Source organism: Lysobacter sp. 22409 (assembly GCF_052045105.1).
Classification (GTDB): domain Bacteria; phylum Pseudomonadota; class Gammaproteobacteria; order Xanthomonadales; family Xanthomonadaceae; genus Lysobacter; species Lysobacter antibioticus_B.
Map to the genome: position 1 here is coordinate 34,994 of NZ_JBQEOE010000027.1, position 18,086 is coordinate 53,079.

Genomic DNA, 18,086 nt, shown 5'->3' on the forward strand with positions numbered 1-18,086 from the left:
GCCTCATGCGGTCCCGATCGAATGCCATTGCCCGGCGCCGTCGGCGACCAGGGTGACGGCCTTTTTCTTCTTGACCGAGAACTCGGGCAGGCCGTCGATGCCGTCGCCGACCAGGGTGTCGGCGAACACGGTCAAGGCGCCGACGTCGAGGTTCTTGATCACGTAAGTGCGCCCCGCGGTCATCGGCACCGAGGCCGGCAAGGTCAGGGCGAGCTTGGCGGCGCTGCGGCCGATCACCAGGTACTGGCTGTCGTCGAGCGCCAGGTCCTGGTCGGAGAATTGGATCGGCACCTGCATCGGCGAGATCGCCATCGGCGCGTCGAACTCCAGCGGCATCGGCCCGCCGAACGCCGCCCCGGCGGCGTCGCCGGTGCCGGCGCAATCGCAGCCGCACAGCGCCCATTCCTGCAGCAGGCGCAGATGGGCGAGGAAGGGCCGCGCGCTTTCGTCGATGCGCAGGCTGGCCGGGCTGCCGTCGACTTGCCAGGCGCCGCTCGGCGAACCGCCGACCCAGACCACCTCGAAACTGATCCGCGCCAGCAGCACGCAATCGCCGTCCGGGTATTGCGGGCGATGGCAGCGCATGGCCATCCACATCGGCCGCAGTTCGGTGACCCAGAAGCGGAAGGCGGTGCGCAGAAACTCGCATTGTTGCTCGCGCGCAAGGCTGAGCCGCGGCGAGCCGAGATCGAACAGATAATCGCCGAGGGTTGCGAACGAGGCCGGCGGCGACAGCGGCGGCGACATCGATTGCGCGTCGAGCCAGGGCTGCACGGCACCGCGCATCGCCTCGAGCCAAGCGTCGGGATCGCCGATCTGCGGCGGACTGCTGTCGAGCACGCTGACGTTGCGGCGGAGCCAGCGCACGAAATCGCGCAAGGCGTCTTCTTCGACCTGGGCCGGCGCGTGCTGGCGCAGTTCCAGGCGGAAGTCGTCGGCGACGCGCGAAGGCTTCATCAATTCGTCTTCGGACCGGCACGGCTCGCCGGGGATCGGCACCGGCCGGGTCTTGCAGTCGGCATAGCACAGGGTCAGGTACAGCGAGATCTCGCCCGCGCCGACCGCGGGCGGGGACAGCGGCGGCGAGAGCGGTGGCGACAACGGCGGCGAGCCGGGGTCGAGCATCCGGTTCACCAGCGCGGCGTTATCGGGCTTGGCCAGCCAGCGGTTGAGCACCGCGCACTGATCGGCCGGCACGCACACCAGCTTGCCGCTGGGTACCAGTGCCGAACCGGCGGCGACGTGCAGGCGCGGTCCGTCGCTGCCGTCGTTCTCGAATTGGATGCGCAGTCCGCTCAGCGTGCCGTAGCCGACGGCGTCGCGCGCCAGCCATTGGTCGCGTCCGGCCAGATAGGCGAACTCCTGGGTGAAGTCGTCCACGCCGAGCACCATGCCGCGCTCGTAATTGACATGCTGCGTGGGATCTGCGGGCAGGCCCGTCAGCGTGGTCACCGGTTCGTTGCAGCAGCCCATGATTCGCTCCTTGAGACTTGGCGGCTCAGCATTCGAGCGACAGCCGGTCGCGCCCTTGATGGCGCGGCGCACCGCCGACGAAGCTGGCTCCGAGGTAGGCGCGGCCCACCACGGCATCGGGGATCAGCTCGCTTGCGCGGCTGCCGGCACCCAACTGTGTGTCGAGCCCGAGCCGCGCCTCGCCGACGCGGTTGAAGGCCCAGTAGAAGCGCACGTCGAACACGGTGTGCGCGGGTTTTTCCAGTTCGACGATGCGCCGCGCGAGTGCGAGGCGTTCGTCGAGGAGGTAGGGGTCGGCGATTACGCTCGCCACCGGCAGCAACACCGAGAAGCGGTGCGCAGTGCGATGCATCGCCAGCAACTGGCGCTCGAACTGCAGCCAGTCGGTCTGCGCAGCCAGGCTCGCCGGCAGGCGATCGGGTAATGGCACCTGTTCGAACTCGGGCCAGGCGGCGAGGTGCGCACTGCGCAGGCGCTCGATGCGGCGATAGCGCCGGGCCAGGAAGTCGTGCCACAGCTTGCGTTCGCGCGCACCGTCGCTGCGCGCGCAGAACTCCTGCCAATCCTGGCTGGCGGCTTCGCGCGCGGACGGCGTACCCGGCAGCAGGATCTGCGAGACCTGCGCGTAGGCGCCGGCGTGCGCGAGGTTCAAGGCTGGCAGGCTGCCGTAGCGCGACATCAGGAAGCCCTGCCAACGACTGCGCTCGGCGGCGCCGACGCTGGGCACGAAACCCAGGTGCGCCGAGCAAAACGCGTTCCATTCCTGCGCGGCATCGGGATGCGCGGCGGTGTTCGGCGGCGGCGCCAGCGAGAACGGCGTCATCTGCTGCAAGGCCGATGCCGTGCTTTGCAGCCAGGCGGCATAACGATCGACCAGGCCGGCATTGCCTTCGGCCGGCGTCCACAAGCTCTGCATCACCACGTTGCGCAGGCCGTCGTCGGACGCGGCGCTGCCGAGCGCGGCATCGGCGATCAGGGTTTCGACCAGGCGCGTTTGATAGGACTCGACGATGCGGATGCGGCCGGCGCCTTCGTCGTCGGGGTCGGGGCCGTCGAACATGGCGGCATCGAAGCCCGGCTCGAAGGCCAGGGTCAGGGCGACGCGCAGGCCGTGCACAGTGCCGCGCCAACGGAAGAAATCCATGGCGTGGCGGACCAGCAGGCGGTGGCGGCGTTCGTCCCAGGACGGGTCCAGGGCCAGGTCGAACCAGCCGGCGAGCCAGGCCAGCGCGTCCTGCGGCACCGTGCGCGCATCGAACAGGGACTGCACGTTGGCGACGCGGTCCTCGATCTGGGTCAGGGTGCTTTCGCAGTTGGCGAGCCAGCGTTCGAGGAAATCGCCGTTGGCGCTGTCTTCGCGGTACAACGCCGGCAGGAAACGCTGCGGATAGGAGAAGCGCGGCGACCACACGCGCAGGGCGCGCAGGCGCGGCGTGGCGGTGCCGTTGCGGCCGACCAGGGTCACGCGCAGTTGCAGATAGCGGCCGTGGGCTTGCTGCAGCAGCAACTCCCAGGTGCCGGCACCGGCTTCGCGGCGGGTCGCGCGTGCGGCTTCGCGACGCAGCCAGGGCAGCTCCGGGCCGCTCGTGCGCAAGCGCGGCACCGGTTCGAGCAGCCAACTGCCGATGACTTGCGCATCCGCCGCCGGTTGCGACTCGCCGTCGAACCAACCGCTGAGTTCGTCGCCGGCGCGACTTTCGATGGTGATCGCGGTGTCGGGCGGAATCGCCGCGTCGAGCAACAGCTTGTCCCAGACCGTGCCGAGCTCGTTGCTGTCGAACACCGGGGTCACGAACACCGCTTGCGCGGCATAGCGTTGCCGGTGCTGCTGCACCACCGGGGTCCAGCGCGGCAGGCCCGGGCCGCAGTCGTAATGGGCCTTGCCCGCAACCGAGACCAGGGCGCGGCCGCCGTAGCGGCGCAGTGGATACAGCTCGGCCGGCGCGCGCAGGGCGAACTGCCCGTCGTTGTCGATCACTTCGAAAGCGTGGACCTGGTTGCCGACTTCGCTGGCGATGAACAAGCGCGGCGGCGCCAGTTCGGCCACCGAGGCCGGGGTATGGCCAAGGCCGCTGGCGTAGACCATGTCGTGGGCGAGCGCGGGCAGGGCATCGAGCCATTGCGAGGCATCGACCGACCAGGCCGAACCCTCGCGGCGCAAGCGCACCACGCGCGAGCGTTGCAGGGGCGCGTCGCGGTCGAGCAGCAAGACCGTGCCCGCACCGATGGATTCGATCGCGATCGGATCGAGCACGGGCAGACTCAGCGCCGCCAGGTCCAGGCCGGCGGGGAATTGCACCGCCGCTTGCTCGCGCAGCGGCCCGGAATGCGGTTGGAAGTCGTCGACGACCGCTGCGCTCAACGGCAGCGCGGTCTGCCCGCTGTTGACCACGGCCAGGGTGCAGTCGAGTTCCCACAAGCGCCGATGCACGCGATCCAGCACCCAGGCGCCGCCGCCATGGCGCGGGCACAGGTCGAAGGGTTCGAACGGTACCGCCGCCGGCCAGCTGGTTTCCAGCGGCGGACCGCCGGAGATCAGGTCGAAACTCATCAGGCCGCGCAGATCGCCGCGCGCGAACGCCGCGACGAGGTAGTCGTCTTCGGTAACGACCACCGCGAGGTAGCGATCGGCGGCGTGCGCCTGCGCGGCCTGATGAGTCTCGAAGGCGAGGCGCCGCTCGCGGCGGGTCTGCGCGCAGTCGGCCGGGTCGGCCGGCCAGAACGGCGCTTCGCTGCCGCCTTCGGTCGAGGCGACCCGCAGGGAGGCGGCATCGTCGGCCACGCGATAGACATTGCCGTGACGATCGGCGGCGGCCGGGCGGCGCGCGTCCAGGCTCAGCGGCGTTTCGCCGAGCGTCGCCGGCAGTTCGATCGCTTGCGGCTGCAGGGTGATCTCGCTGCGCGACGGGTCCCATCCGGGCAGGGTCGCTGGAGGGATCGGCATCGGGCTGGCGAAGACTTCCCACCAGAACGCCAGTGGCTGCGTCGCTGCGGACTCGGCGAACGTGGCCTCGGCAAAGTCGGCAGTCGTGCAACGCGCCCAGTCGTCGCGTCCGTACAGCATCTGGAAGCGGGCGCCGTTGACGTTCATCAGCAGGTCTCCGGCACGACCGGCACCGGCAACAGCGGCGTGGTCGAGCCCGTCGAACCGCTGCCGCCGGCGCTGCCGCCACCGCGCAGGGCATCCAGCGACATGGCTTCGCCGGCGACGACCGAAATACCGAGGATGCGCGGCAGTTCCAGCCCGCTCATCTCGACCACGTCGCTGGCGCTGAGTTCGCCTTCGGCGAGCAGCACGTCGGCGACCGAGGTCACGCCGGCCACGCGCGCGACTTCGGCCAGCAAGACGCGGCTGGCGACGGCGGTGCGCAAGGGCCAGCCGCGTGCCGGGTCGGCGCCGCGCGGCGTGAACAAAGCGCCGTTGCGCGGCATCGCGCCGGCCGGGCCGATCGGCGCCAGCACTTCGCGCAGACGGCGCTTGACGTCGTCGACGACCTGGGCGATCGCATAACCGGCCGCGGCTTCGATGCCCACCGAGATCCAGATGCCCTTGTACTCGGCGCCGCGCACGACCAGTTCGGTGGTAACCAAGCGACGCGGATCGAGATGGCGGCACAGCGCGTTGAGGAACAGACGGTCGGCGCGCGGCGCATCGGGTTGGGTCGGGTCGGAGCGTGGGATCGCCATCAAGGTGACCACGCCGGGCGCCGAGCCCGGTTCGTTCGGCGATAGGTCGGGATGGAAGGCCGGCAACACCTCGATGCGGCCGATCTGCACGCCGGGCGCACGATAGGCGACCGACTCGAAGTCGTCGATGCTGACCATGCGGTCGCGATGTTGCAGATGCCGGCGCACCTGCTTCTCGCCGGTGTCGGCCGATTCGGCATCGGCGCCGCCCCAGGTCTGTACCGGGTTGAGCACGGCGAAGCCGGACGGCAGCTGCGGGGCGTTGTCGATCTTGCCTTCGGCGACGTTGCCCTGTGCACCGAGACAGAATTCGTAGGCGGCGAATACGCGTGCACCGAGCGGCAGGCGGCGCCCGCGCAGGCCATCGCCGAAGCGCAGTTCGCCGGCTTCCGGATCGAGCTCGAACACCTCGGTCGGGCCGGTTTCGACGCAGGCCAGGTCGCGCGCGCTCGAACGCGGATCGGAGACCGGCACTTCCGGCGCGGCCGCGGCCAGGTCGTCGATTTCGCTCCAACGACGCGGCGCCGCCGCACCGACCCGGGTCGACACGCTGACCGAATGGCGCAGCACCGGCCTGCGCGACAACCGCCGCACTTGATCGGGCCGGCCGTCGCCGTCGGCGAGCGGTTCGGCGGCGATACGCTGGATCTGCCGCACCGGCGTGGCGTTGATGCCGGCCCAGCGCATCCGTGCTTGCGCCGCACCGTCGGCGCGCACGCGCAGCCAGGTGATCACGCGTCCGGCCAGAGCCGCGTCGTCGAGGGTCGGCGGCATGTCGCCGACGCCGCCTTCGAGCGGGTCGATGTCCTGCCAGACTTTCAGTTGCGCGGCCGGCGGCAGCGCCAGTTGCACCACGCCGGGCACCGACAACAGATCGACTTCGGTGCGCGGTTCGAGTTGGCGATAGCTCGGTGCGGGACGGTCGCTGGCGTCGCGCGGTACGCGGCCGTCGGCCGGCACGCTCGGCAATTCGAAGCGCAGCAGCTGCCGGCTTTGCGCGTTGCCGGCCGGCAGCAGTTGCGCGCTCACCGCATCCAGCGCCGGCACCAGGCCGAGGGTCAGGGTGCGGCCGCCGAGCGCATCGCGCACCGACTTCCACGGGTCCTCGGGATCGCCGGGCGCATCGGTCTTGCGCGCCAGCAGGGCGATCCACAACGAGCGGTCGACGGTGTCGGCATTGAGGTCGACGCTGTCGACGACCTTGCGATCCAGCGCCAGGGTCTTGTACAGCTGCACCTCGGACGGGAACGGCAGTTGATAGGACGCGTACAGCAGCCGGTAGTAATCCAGCAGTTCCTGCGAGGGATCGTCGAGGCGGCGCTTGAAGTAGACGCGCGCCTCGACCGGCAACACGTCCAGCCCGAGCTGGGTGCGGAACGGTACCGATCCGGCGCGTACTTCCAGGTCGGCCGGCAAGGTTTCGACCTTGGGCAGGCCGCGCTCGTTGGCGATCGCCACCAGGCCTTGCGCGGCGCTCGCGCTGGCCAGGGGAATGCGCAGTATCTGCAGGAACTTGAGGCGGTTGCGCTCCGGGGTCAGGTTGGCGCGGTAGAGCAGGTTCTCTGTGAGGAAGGAGAACAACTGCACCAGGGTCACGCCCGGGTCGCTCTGGTTGAAGTTGGTCCACTCCGGCGTGTGCACGCTCGCCCGCGCCAGCGTGTCTTCCACCAGTTGGGCGAAGCGGCGATCGTCGATGGGCGGGGGCGTCAGCGGCATGGATGCGGGCCTCAGGTCACGGCCAGCGGAATGGCGAGGCTGATGCGTTCGCGCGAGGCGGTCGCCACCAGCCGGTAAGTGATCGTGGCCACCGCGGTCTCGGCTTCGGTGGCGTGCGCGGCCACCTCGACCGCTTCGACTTCGATGCGCCGCTCCCAGCGGGTCAGCGCGCGTTGCACCGCATCGCGCATGCGCGCATGGGTGGCCGGGTTGTTGGGCTCGAACAGGAAGCGCGCCAGGCCGGCGCCGAACTCGGGCACGCCGACGCGCTCGCCGGGCTCGGTCTTGAGGATCACCGCGATCGATTCGCGGATGTTGTCCTCGCCCGACGACCAGACGAAACGCCCGTCGGCGCCGACCCGCGGCGGGAACGACAGGCTCCGACCGAAGATGCTCATGAGGAGTCCTTTTTGCCCTTGAGCCCGGGCACCGGGAAACAGATCACGAAGTAGGGCAGCCAGCGGAAGATCAGGTCGAACAGGATGACGATGATGATCAGCAGGATCAGCGCGCAGATGGTGATGATCGGAATCGACAGCGAGCAGATCATGCCGATGTTGATGCCGCCGCTCTGGCACGGCGCGCCGTCGCCGGCGGGCAGGTCCTTGTGGAAGGGCCACGGCAGCACCGACAGCACCAGGTCGACCAGGCCCATGCCCTTGGCGCGTTGCACCTGGCCGCAGAGCATGTCCGAGAGCACGAAGGCGGTGTTCTTCTGATACTTGCGCAGGCCGGCGGGGCTGGTGTCGGCCGGCAGCGAGATGCGGATCGGCCGCGCCGGCGCATCGGAATCGAAGAAGCTCGCCAGGCGGAAGCGTTCGGTCGGCGCCGACAACAGCGGCGGATGCAGCGGGCCGCAGTCGCGGCGGCCGTGGACGAAGCGCAGCACGAACCAGCCGCCGTCGCCGAGGTTGGCACCGAGGTTGTTGCCGAGCGCGTTCTTGACCTGCAACGCGAACGGCACCGGCGGCGCGTCGGTTTCGGTGGTGGCTTCGAGTGCGCGCGCGTACAGCGCGGTGAACCGGTCGACCTTGCGCGCCACGTCCTGGCCCGGCACGTTGCCGGCGACCGGGTCGGGATCGATCGAGGCATCGTCGCCGAGGCTGTCGAGCGCGCTGTACGGCCCGTTCGCGGCCAGGCTTTGCTCGACCCCGGCCAGGCAGAAACTGAAGCGCGGCCAGTCCGGCAGGCTGCGGGTGTCGGGCGTGGCGGCGAAGGTCGCGGTGCTCGCTTCGAGCTTTTCGCGCACGCCGGGCGCGCGAATGGCCTTGAGTGCGGCGCGCATCGAGGCGGCGACCGGGTATTGCGCGGTCGGTTGCAGTGCGGCGATCAAGGGCGCGCTCATGACCACTGTACCGAGCCAGTCGTACAGCGCGCGGCGGTTGCTCGACAGCGCGGCATAGCCGGCGCCGTTGTTGTCGATCGCGTTCCAGACATCGGGCAGATAGGTCTGCAGATGGTCGGCGCAATCCAGCAGCACCAGCCACGACGCGCTTTGCTGCTGCAGATTGAAATTGAACGCACGGGTGACGCGATCGCCGGGCGGTTCGGCTTCGTCGCCGATGGTCGGCGTCGAGGCCGGCGCGGCGGCGAGCTTGAAGGCCGAGCGGATCATGGTCTTCCACGGCTCGCTGACGTCGATCTGGAACTGCGAGGTGCGCGCGAGCTTGGAGTTCGCCGGGGCCGGAACGCTCGGCGACAGTTGTTCGCGCTGGGCGGCCGCGTACGCCGGCGAAGGCGCGGTATCGACCCGGCAGCCGAGGTACTCCTCGCGCCGGCCGACCGGGACGCTGCCGGCCCACAGCGCACGTCGATGCTGGCCGTCGTCGAGAAAACTCAAGGCGAACGCCGGCAGGCGGTCCTCGCCGGGCACGAAGTCGCTGTTGTCGTTGCAACGCTGCCAACGCGCGCCCTGCAGATCCTTCAGGTAGGCGAACTCGTGCAGCGTTCCGCTGGCGTCGCCGGGCACCGGCATCAGGCGCCGCAGCACCATGCCGACTTCTTCGCCGCCGCCGCGCACCAGCGCGTGCTCGGGCAGGCCCTGGATGCCGCAGACCAGGCTCGCGGTGGCCACGTAATGGCGCTGATGCGCGGGCTGATACAGCTTCAATGGCGGCGCATCCGCGTCGGCCGGGGCTACCCGCGGCTTCGGCAGCCTGGCTGCGGCACTGCGGCTGGAGGCCTGCACCAATTGCGGCATCGGCGCGCGTTCGACCAGGTCGGGCGGGTCGACCATCGGCTTGCGCCAGGTCTCGTAGCGCGCGACCAGTTTGTCGATGCGGGTCGGGTCGCGCGCGAGGGTGCCGAGCAACTGCTCCATGAAGTCGTCGCTGGCGAAGCGCAGGATCGCCGGGCGCGCCTGCTCCGGCGTGGCCGCGGCGCCGGCGGCGTCGCCGAAGCGCGACCACAGCGGTTGCGGCGCTTGCCAGCGCAAGGGATGGGCGTTCATGGCGCCCTCCGCGGGTATGGCGGGCGAGCTCGGCGCGTGGCGGTCATCGGCTTCACCAGATGTTCCCCGCGCCTGGGGTGTAGGAGGCGCTGATGATGCTGTTGCAGATCACCGTGTCGGCTTGCACGACGCCGGAGAAACGCGACATCGCCGAGTCGACCGTGACCATGCCGGCGCTGACCGAGACCTGGCTGGCGTTGACGGTGACCTTGGCCGCGGCGGTGACGGTGATGCCGGACATTTCCAGTTTCACCGAGTTGCCGTTGCTGTCTTCGATCTCGACCGCGCCGGGGCCGTCCTTGAGGGTGAAGCTTTGGCCGCCGGGCGTTTCCAGCACCAGTTGTTCGCGGCCGTCCTGGTCGTCGAGGGTGATCTTCACGCCGTTGCGCGAGCGCAGCACTTTCTTGTAGTTATTGCCGGCGCCGTCCATCGACTCGGGCGGCTGGTCGCGGCCGTTCCAGAGGCCGCCGATCACGTAGGGGCGGCGCGGGTCGCCGTGTTCGAAACAGACCAGTACTTCGTCGTCGACGTCGGGCACGAACCAACTGCCGCGGTTGTTGCCGCCGAACATCGTCGCCAGCCGCGCCCATCCTTCGTAGCGCTGGCCGCTGGCGTCGGGCGACCAGGGCAGGGTGATCTGCACGCGGCCCTGGTTGTCGGGGTCCTTGATGTCGGTGACCAGCGCCACCAGCACGCCGTACCAGCGACCGCCCCAGCCGCTCGGCAGGCGTTCGCTCAGCAGTTGTTCGAACGGCGGCAGCTCGACGATGCGCATGGTTCAGCCCCGTCCGATCGCGGGCCGGTCGCACCAGAATTCGGTGCGCACGCCCAGTTTGGGATCGAAGCGGATCTGCACTTCGGTCACGGTGTAGTCGCCTTCGAACAGCGGCCCCACGCCCTTGATGCTCAGCTTGGTGCCGACCCGCAGGGCATCCTTGGTCTCGGCCACGCCGTGGCCGGTGATGAAGCGCCGCGCCATGTGGCGGAAGCTGGCTTCGGCCAAGGCGCGCGCTTCCCCGTCGGAACTCGGCAGGCCGTGGGCGAGCGCGTCGACGCGTGCGCCGAAGGCCTGTTGCAGGGTCTCGGCGCCGCTGGGGCCGCCGTTGAGTTCGGCGCGGATCGCGGCTTCATCGGCCTCGTGCTTGGCCACGCGCTTGTCGGCGACGCTCCAGCCGGCGCCGACCAGGCGCGTGCGCTGATGGGCAAGGTCGGCGCAGACTTCGAACTCGCGCAAGGGCCCGGCCCAGGACAGCTCGAGCGACTGGCCGTTGCGTTGCGCGCGTTGCGCGGCCTTGAGCTGGGTGCCCTCGACCCAGATCTGCGCGTCTTCGCGCCGGGCCAGGTCGCGCAGGAAGGCCAGGTCGCTCTGGTTGACCTGGGCCAGTAATTTGTAGGTTTCGCCTTGCACGTCGACCTGCGCCTGCAGGCCGTGGTCGCCGGCGATGCTGCGCAGGATGTCGGCGAGGCTGGCGTCGGCGAAGGCGCGGGTGCGCCGGGTCATGCGCAGGTCTTGCAGACGATCTTCGGCGCAGACGCCGATCTGCGGCGTGCCGCCGTCGGGGAACTTCGCCGACAGCGCGCTGATGCGGCCCTCGAACAACTTGCCGTCGCCAAGTTTGATGGTGAGCGGTTTGCCGAACTCGAGCAGGTCGCGGCCGAAGTGCTGGAAGCCGCCTTTGTCCGGGCCGCCCCAGTTGCCGAACACCAGCTCGCAGCGGGCCAGGCCGGCCTCGGACTCGACGATGTCGAGCGACATCAGCGAACTGGTCAGCGTGGCCTCGCGCTTGCCGTCGATTTCCACCGACGGACGCGAAGCTTTGATCGGCAATGTCGCGGTATCGCCCATGGGCTGGCTATGGCTCCGTCAATGCGCCCAGACGCGCAGGGATTGCTGGTCGATGTAGCGCAAGGCCATCTGCACGTCGCGCGGTTCGAGCTTCTCCGGCGCCTCGCCCTCGGACTTGGCGCCGCTGTTCGCATCGGACTTCGCCGCCGGTCGCGGCTCGGCCAACACTTCGAATTCGTTGATGACTACGGCCATGGCGGTGGTCCTTATCCGAACGAGATCGAGCCGCCGGCGCTGCCGCCGAGGGATGCGTTGAGGCCGACACTGGCACCGGCGTCGACACCGACGCTGCCGCCGATGCCGGCTCCGAAACCGGCGCCGACCGAGGCGCTGCCGCCGATGCCCGCGTCGACGCCTATGCCGACACCGACGCCGATGCCGACACCGCCGCCGATCGAAGCGCCGGCGGAAAGATTGAGATCGACCAACTGGCCCGGTGACATGCGCAGCGGGTCTTCGATGCCGTTGGCCGAGGCGATGCCCTGCCAGTCCGGCTTGCCGCTCTTGCCGGCCATCGATTGCAGCGAGTCGCCCTCGTTGGCGCTCTTCAACGGCGCCTGGCCGGGCTGGTTGGGCACCTTGCCTTCGCCCTCGAACTTGGCTTCGAGGATCTTCTGCTGCGACAGGGTCATGGTGATGCTGGAGCGCAGCGGCTTGCCGTCGGGCGAGAAGAACTCGAGGGTTTCTTCCATGCCCTCGACCATGCCGTCGAACAGGAACGTGCCCCAGTGGAAGCGCAGCCCCGGCGGCGACAGTTTCTTCGGGTCTTCTTCGGACTTCTGCGGGGTCATGAAATAGACCACGTCCTGGGTCAGGCGGCGGACATCGTCGACCGCGTCCTTCTCCATCGCGGTGACATCGAACCACAACTGCAGCGCGAGCTTGGTGGTGCCGGCGCCGACGAACTGACGGCCGGCGTTGCCGGCGGCCTGGTCGCCGCCCTGCGGTTGCACGATCTGGTTGGCGAAGGTGACCTTCAGCGTTTCCGGATTGAACTGCACCGCGACCTTGCGCCCGCCCGATTTCTCGTTGGCGAAGCTCTGGTCGAGTTCGATCAGCTGGGCTTTTTCCAGGCTCATGACGTGGCCTCCGCGCGTTTCATGCGTCGAGCTCCTTGAGGGCCAGGGTCTCGTAGGCCACCTGCAGTTCCTCGATCGCCACCTGGCCGTCGCGCGCGTTCAGCGCCGGCGCCTTGAGCTTGACCGGGACGCAGCGCGAGAGCTGAAAGCGCGCGCGCACGGTGCTGCCGTCGGCGGCGAACAGCACCACTTCGGCATTGGCGCGCAAACGCGGGTTGGCGACGCTGTCCTTGAACCAGCGCCACAGGTCGAAATTTTCGGTCATGCCGCGCTTGAGGGTGAGCTGGCCGTAACTGACCATGCCGTTGAGGCGGATCTGGCGGTCGTTGGCGCCGCCTTCGCGGATGGTCTTCACTTCCATGTTCACTTCCAGGCCGTCGCATTCGGCGAACGCGGCATTGACCAGCGGCTTGGCGTCGTCGCCGCGGTTGATCTCGACGGCGAAGTTGAAATTGGTGAACGGGTAGGGCTGGGCGGCCATGCTCAGAGCTCCTCGATCACGGCCAGGCGCTCGCCGTTCTGGGCCAGGCGCACGGCGATGAAACGCATCGGCAGCGACGGCGCCACCCGCAGTTCGACCACGAAGCGGCCGGCGTCGACCGACTGCGGCGTGTTGACGCCCTCGTCGGTGACCACGCGGAAGGACTGCGCGGCGGTGGCGCCGGCGAAGGCGCCGCGTTGGAACAGATCGGTCAGCAGCAAGTCGAAGCCGCGCTGCACCGAACGCCACAGCACCGGCCCATTGGGCTCGAACACGTAGCGAGTGCCGTGGCGCAGCGCCATGCGCCGCAGCAGGATCAATAAGCGGCGCACGTTGATTGGCCGCAGCGCTTCGTCCAGGGCCAGGGTGTCGGCGGACAGGGCGAAGAAGCCGCGCGGATCGTTGCGCAGCAGATTGATCTGCGCGTCTTGCAGCGCCTGGCGGTCGCTGTCGGCGATCGGCGGGGTCAATGCGACCACATCCTTCATCGGTTCGTTGGCGGCGGCGATCCAGGCGCCGCGCATGGAGGCCCGCTTCGACAGCACGCCGACCGAGACGCCGTCCGGCGGCACCACCCGCAAGGGGCGTTGACCGGCGTTGTCGGCGCCGCTCGCGCGCGCGTCCGATTGCAACCAGGGGAAGTACAGGGCGCCGTAGCTCAGAGCGCGGGCTTCGTCGAAGCCGAAGGCGTGCGGATCGCTCGGCCCGGCTTGATCGGTCGGCGTGCGCACGGCGCGCAGGCGCTGGGTGTAGCGCAGGGCCTGAGCGGTGCGGAAATGGCGCGGCATCGACAGCACCGCGAACAGATCGCCGCAGGCCGCGGCCAAGCGCAGGCTGGCCCGATGCACCTCGAGCCAGTCGGCCTCGTGCAGGTCGCCGGCCGATTCGGGAGCCACCTGTTCCCAGTCGTCGGCGCGCACGCGCACCGTGACCGGGTTGGAGCCCTGACTGCTTTCGTCGCCGACCCAGGCGAACACGCGATAGTGATACAGGCCTTCACGTTGGCTCATCGCCACGTACTCGCCGTCGGCGCCGCGGTAGATCTCGCGCTCGTCGCTGAAATCGGCGCTGCCGGCTTCGAACAGAGCATAGACCGCACCGGGCTCGCTCTCGGTCCAGCTCAAGCGATAGGTACCGGGCGGCATCGGCGCATCGGGGCCGTCGAGCAGCGGCGCTTCGATCAGGCGTGTGCGGCAATCGAGGAAGCGACCGAAATCGGGTGTCGCCAAGACGGAGTCGGCCGGCACCGTCGCCAGGCAGGCGCCGCGATGCGCGCGCCAATGCGCCGGCGTCGTCAGGGGCGGTGCTTGCGCGGGTTCCGGGTCGTCCGCAGCGCGCCGTTGCCAGCCGCAGTGTATGGCGTCGGGCACGGCGATCAGGCTGGCCTCGTTGAACAAGCCGCCGGCACCGATGCCGAACACGGCGTGCAGCCCGTATAGCGGGCGCGTCTGCTCGCGGATCAGGCGGATGTCGTCGGCATGCGCGAGCAGGGCGTCGACGCCGTCGTCGGCGAGTTCCGGGTCGAGAAACAATCCGCTGTCGAACGCTGCCAGGCCATCGCGTTCGAGCGCGGTCTGCTCGCGGTGCAGCGGGCCGACCGCCGCGCCGAACAGACCGCTGGCACCGAGCGGCAGCCAGGCCAGGGGGAATGGCGCTTCATCGGGCGCCAATGGAAACCGTTGCAATTGCGCCGGCGCCGCGGCGGCTAGATCGTCGTGCACGCGATAGAACTCGCTATCGCGCTGCAGTTCCCAGAAGTTGCCGGGCCGGCTCGGCGTCAATGCCAACTGGCGCAGCCGCGTTTGCGGACCGTTCTCCGAGGTCGCAAGCAGTTCGATTTCCAACACTTGCGCCGAGGCCACCGTGCCGAGCGGCGCGGTGGCGAGATCGGCGCTGCGCCAGGCTGGCCCATGCACGGTCGCAAGCACCTGCAAGGTCGTCGCCGACGGCGGGCTCGCCGACAGGTCCGGCGCGCGGTCGGCTTCGTCGATGCGCAACCAGTGGACCGCGCCGGCGGCATCGAAACGTACCCAGGCGCCGACCTCGAAGGCGTATTCGGGCAGCGGCTCGTCGAAGCGCAAGGCAAGCGGTGCGGGTTCGGCGGCCGAATCGGGATCGCTGTCGAAGCTCGGCGGCGCCAGTAGAGTCGCCGCGAGCGGCAGTTCCAGACCGGCGAGGTGGGCGACACCGGCAAGCTCGCCCGGCGGCGAGGGCTCGGCGACGATGCGTTCGAACGCGGCCAGCATACGCACCGAGACCTGGTACGGCGCCGCAGGGGTCGCGCCGGCCGCGACCGCTTCGACCTGGGCATAGGCGCATTCGCCGACGCTGCGGCCGAACTGCAGCAGGTCGCCGCCGCGCAGCGCGTGCCGGGTCAGGAATTCGTATCGGCCCGAAGCCGGCGAATCGACGCCGGACCAGGCGTCGAGGGCAAAACCGCGCGACTGCACCGACACGCTGACACGCAATGGATCCGACCAGGAACCTTCGCAGCGCGTGGCGACGATGGCCGGTTCGGCCTCGCCGCCGGCCGTGACAATCGACAGCATTCCGGACAGAGCGAAGCGGTTGCCGTCGGCGACCGCGAGCGAGGGATCGGCGTCGGCGTCGACCTCGGTGCGTACGCGTTCCATCTCGGCGCTGCGCGCCACCCGTATCACCCAGCAGCGGCGACCGCCGTTGGCGAAGAAGGCGCGTACCGAAGGGCCGAGATGCGCATACACGCGCTCGCCGCGGCGTTCGTCCCAGGCCAGTGCCGCGTCCGCGCCGAACACGGTCGCGTACTGCGCCGCGCTTTCGACCGCGACCGGCAGGTGCAGCGGGCCGGTCGAGGCGAAGCCGACGAACACCGCCACGTCCAGGCGCGGCAACGCCTCCGCCGCGAGCGGCGGAGCCACGTCGACCTGGATGCCCGGCAGCCGGCGCGCGTTCGCCACGATCCTCACTCCATCTCGAGCCGTTCGTAGGACAGGGTCAGCTCTTCCAACGCCACATCGGTGCCCTTGGCGTTGAACGGCCCGCTGGTGTGTTTGATGATCCGCGCACGCAACAGCTTCCAGGTCTGCACGATTTGGGTGTGGTCCTCGTTCTGCAGATGGATCGTCACCGTGCGCATGGCCTTCTGGTCGCCGTTGCGGATCTGGTCGAGCCATTGGTACAGGTTGAGCGAACCGATCACGCCGCGTTTCATCGTCACGTCGGTGGATTTGTTCATGCCGGTGATCTTCATCACGCTGTTTTCTTTGGCGTTGCCGGTGCGGTATTCGGACACGGTGACTTCCATGCCGATGCCGCTGAGCTCCTGGAACCCGGCCTGTGGCCCGTCGGTGACCCCGTCGCCCAGGTCGACGAGGAAATTGAACTGCACGTACGGGCGGTCGCGAAGGGTGGCCATGACGTTGCTCTCCGATCAGACTTTGCGGTCGGCCGTCCACTGGCCGATGCGGAAGATGACGAACTCGGCGGGCCGCAGCGGCGCCACGCCGATCAGGCAGATCAGGCGGCCGTTGTCGAGATCGTTCTGCGACATGGTCGAGCGGTCGCATTTGACGAAATACGACTTCTCCGGTTTGTCGCCGAGCAAGGCGCCGCTTTGCCATTCGTTGAGGAGGAAGTCCTCGATGGTGCGGCGCACGTTGGCCCACAACTGTTCGCCGTTCGGCTCGAACACCGCCCACTGCGTGCCCTTGTCGATCGAGCGCTCCAAATAGGCGAAGTAGCGCCGCAGGTTGACGTACTTCCATTCCGGGTCGGAACTGATCGTGCGCGCGCCCCACAGGCGCATGCCGCGGCCTTCGAAATAGCGGAAGCAGTTGATCCCTTCCGGGTTCAGCACTTCCTGCTGCGCCTTGTTGAGGAAGCGCTCGAAGCCCAGGGCCAGGTTGACGACCTCGTTGGCCGGCGCTTTGTAGACCGCGCGGTTGACGTCGTTGCGGGCGTAGATGCCGGCGACGAAGCCCGACGGCGGCATATGGGTCTCGCGCTGGGTCAGCGGATCGAGCACGCGCACCCAGGGGTAGTACAGCGCGGCGTGTTTGGAATCGAGCTGGGCGCGCATCGCCCGCACTTCGCTGATCGCCTGGTTGTCGCCGCTGTCGAGCACGGCGATGCAGTACTTCATGCGTTCGGCGTGGCGGATCAGGGCGCGCACGATCGACGGCGCATGGGTCGCATAGCCGGCGCCGTAGCCGAAGGTCGAGCCCGGCGCGGCGACGATCGAGATGTCTTCCAGGTCCTCGAACTGGCGCAGGCCGGTCTTGCGGTCGGCGCTGTCGACCTCGCCCTCGTAGGCGGACGCGAACGGGCGCAGGCCGTCGTCGCCGTCGTCGATCAGGATCGCCAGGCTGCGTTCGGCCGGCGTGCTCTGCGAGTTCTGCATGGCCGCACGCAAGCCCGCCGGCGGCGACAGCGACGCGTTCGGGTCGGCATCGAAGAAGGCGCCGAGCAATTCGGTGCCGGTGCCGATGGCGGCGACGTCTTCGGCGCGGATCACGATCGGCAGGGTGCGGGCGCGGCTGAGGCTGGCCGGGAACTCGGCGAAATACGCGAACAGCGAATCCGGCGAACCGGCGCGCTGGTGCAGCGGGTCCAGCGGCAGGTCGGGGGCGACGAAGGCGTCGCCGCCGCCTAGCGGCTGCACGACCACCGTTACGGTGACCACGCGCAGCTCGTAGTTGGCGGCGCTGAGGTCGGTCAGGGTGGCCTCGGCGGTGCCGATGTCGTCGCCGCTGGAGACGAAGGCCCAGCTTTCGTTGGCCGCATCCCACAGGGCGAGGTAATAACCGTCCTCGACCGCCGGCGACGGCGCGCCGGCGCGCGGCCGGATCCACACCACGTCGCGCGATTGCAGCGAGTTGGCGAAAGTGACGCCGTCGACGTCTGAGAGCAGGCTCTGGCCGACGTTGAAGGTGAAGCCGACCCGTGCGTTGCCGGCGCGACCGGGGAAGCGCGCGTACACCATCATCGACGAGGGGCTGCCGGGCAGGCCGCCGCGGGCGCAGCCCGGGCGTTCGTCGGTCGCGTCGATGGGGGTGAACACGCGGCTGACGTAGAGGCGCTTGCCGCCTTCCTCGAAGAAGGCGCGCACACCGTGCCAGAGGTGGTTGTCGACTTCGCCGGCGTCCTGGAACACCAGTTTGTCGCGACCGCCATAGGTGCGTTCGAACTCGACCAGGCTGGTGACGATTTCCGGCTCGATGTCGAGCGGGCCGTAGCGGGCGGGACCGACGAAGCCGGTGGTGGTGGTGCTCACGCCCTCGATCGATTTCGCGCGGAAGGAGACTTCCTCGACGAAGACACCGGGAGCCAGGTACTCAGACATAGCAGTTCTCCTTGCCTAAGACGGCGCATGTCTTG

13 protein-coding genes are annotated in these 18,086 nt (G+C 69.1%); all 13 read right to left on the bottom strand.

Annotation, left to right across the window (positions count from 1 at the left end; genetic code table 11):
• Positions 1-3 precede the first annotated feature (3 nt).
• Genes ACTJJK_RS14495 through ACTJJK_RS14555 form a run of 13 tightly spaced genes read right to left on the bottom strand, consistent with a single transcriptional unit; the run spans position 4 to position 18,051 of the window.
• Entirely contained in the window at positions 4-1,473 is a 1,470-nt protein-coding gene (locus ACTJJK_RS14495) for a hypothetical protein (protein ID WP_031372393.1), read from the bottom strand.
• Positions 1,474-1,498: 25 nt separating this feature from the next.
• A complete protein-coding gene (locus ACTJJK_RS14500) occupies positions 1,499-4,564 on the bottom strand; it encodes a phage tail protein (protein ID WP_031372394.1) in 3,066 nt (1,021 codons plus the stop codon).
• Positions 4,564-6,876, bottom strand: coding sequence for a baseplate J/gp47 family protein (locus ACTJJK_RS14505; RefSeq protein WP_031372395.1), 2,313 nt, complete (start codon positions 6,874-6,876; stop codon positions 4,564-4,566). The genes ACTJJK_RS14500 and ACTJJK_RS14505 overlap by 1 nt, the downstream gene beginning before the upstream one ends.
• A gap of 11 nt (positions 6,877-6,887) precedes the next feature.
• Complete coding sequence (locus ACTJJK_RS14510; protein WP_031372396.1) at positions 6,888-7,274, bottom strand: GPW/gp25 family protein; 387 nt, start codon at positions 7,272-7,274, stop codon at positions 6,888-6,890.
• Positions 7,271-9,325: a hypothetical protein gene (locus tag ACTJJK_RS14515; RefSeq protein WP_031372397.1), complete on the bottom strand. Its 2,055-nt coding sequence runs from the start codon at positions 9,323-9,325 to the stop codon at positions 7,271-7,273. Before ACTJJK_RS14515 ends, ACTJJK_RS14510 begins: the two co-directional genes overlap by 4 nt.
• 52 nt (positions 9,326-9,377) lie before the next feature.
• Positions 9,378-10,100: a phage baseplate assembly protein V gene (locus ACTJJK_RS14520; RefSeq protein ID WP_031372398.1), complete on the bottom strand. Its 723-nt coding sequence runs from the start codon at positions 10,098-10,100 to the stop codon at positions 9,378-9,380.
• Positions 10,101-10,103: 3 nt separating this feature from the next.
• Entirely contained in the window at positions 10,104-11,171 is a 1,068-nt protein-coding gene (locus ACTJJK_RS14525; protein WP_031372399.1) for a phage late control D family protein, read from the bottom strand.
• 18 nt (positions 11,172-11,189) lie between these two features.
• Entirely contained in the window at positions 11,190-11,366 is a 177-nt protein-coding gene (locus ACTJJK_RS14530) for a hypothetical protein (protein WP_161786121.1), read from the bottom strand.
• A gap of 11 nt (positions 11,367-11,377) precedes the next feature.
• Positions 11,378-12,250, bottom strand: coding sequence for a CIS tube protein (locus tag ACTJJK_RS14535; RefSeq protein WP_200875839.1), 873 nt, complete (start codon positions 12,248-12,250; stop codon positions 11,378-11,380).
• 19 nt (positions 12,251-12,269) lie between these two features.
• Positions 12,270-12,731, bottom strand: coding sequence for a phage tail protein (locus tag ACTJJK_RS14540; protein WP_031372401.1), 462 nt, complete (start codon positions 12,729-12,731; stop codon positions 12,270-12,272).
• Positions 12,732-12,733: 2 nt separating this feature from the next.
• Positions 12,734-15,667 (bottom strand): phage tail sheath C-terminal domain-containing protein, encoded by a 2,934-nt coding sequence (locus ACTJJK_RS14545; RefSeq protein ID WP_440730580.1) that lies wholly within the window; start codon positions 15,665-15,667, stop codon positions 12,734-12,736.
• Between the two features lie 5 nt (positions 15,668-15,672).
• A complete protein-coding gene (locus tag ACTJJK_RS14550) occupies positions 15,673-16,125 on the bottom strand; it encodes a phage tail protein (RefSeq protein ID WP_031372403.1) in 453 nt (150 codons plus the stop codon).
• 15 nt (positions 16,126-16,140) lie between these two features.
• Positions 16,141-18,051, bottom strand: coding sequence for a phage tail sheath family protein (locus ACTJJK_RS14555; RefSeq protein WP_440730581.1), 1,911 nt, complete (start codon positions 18,049-18,051; stop codon positions 16,141-16,143).
• Between the last annotated feature and the right edge of the window lie 35 nt (positions 18,052-18,086).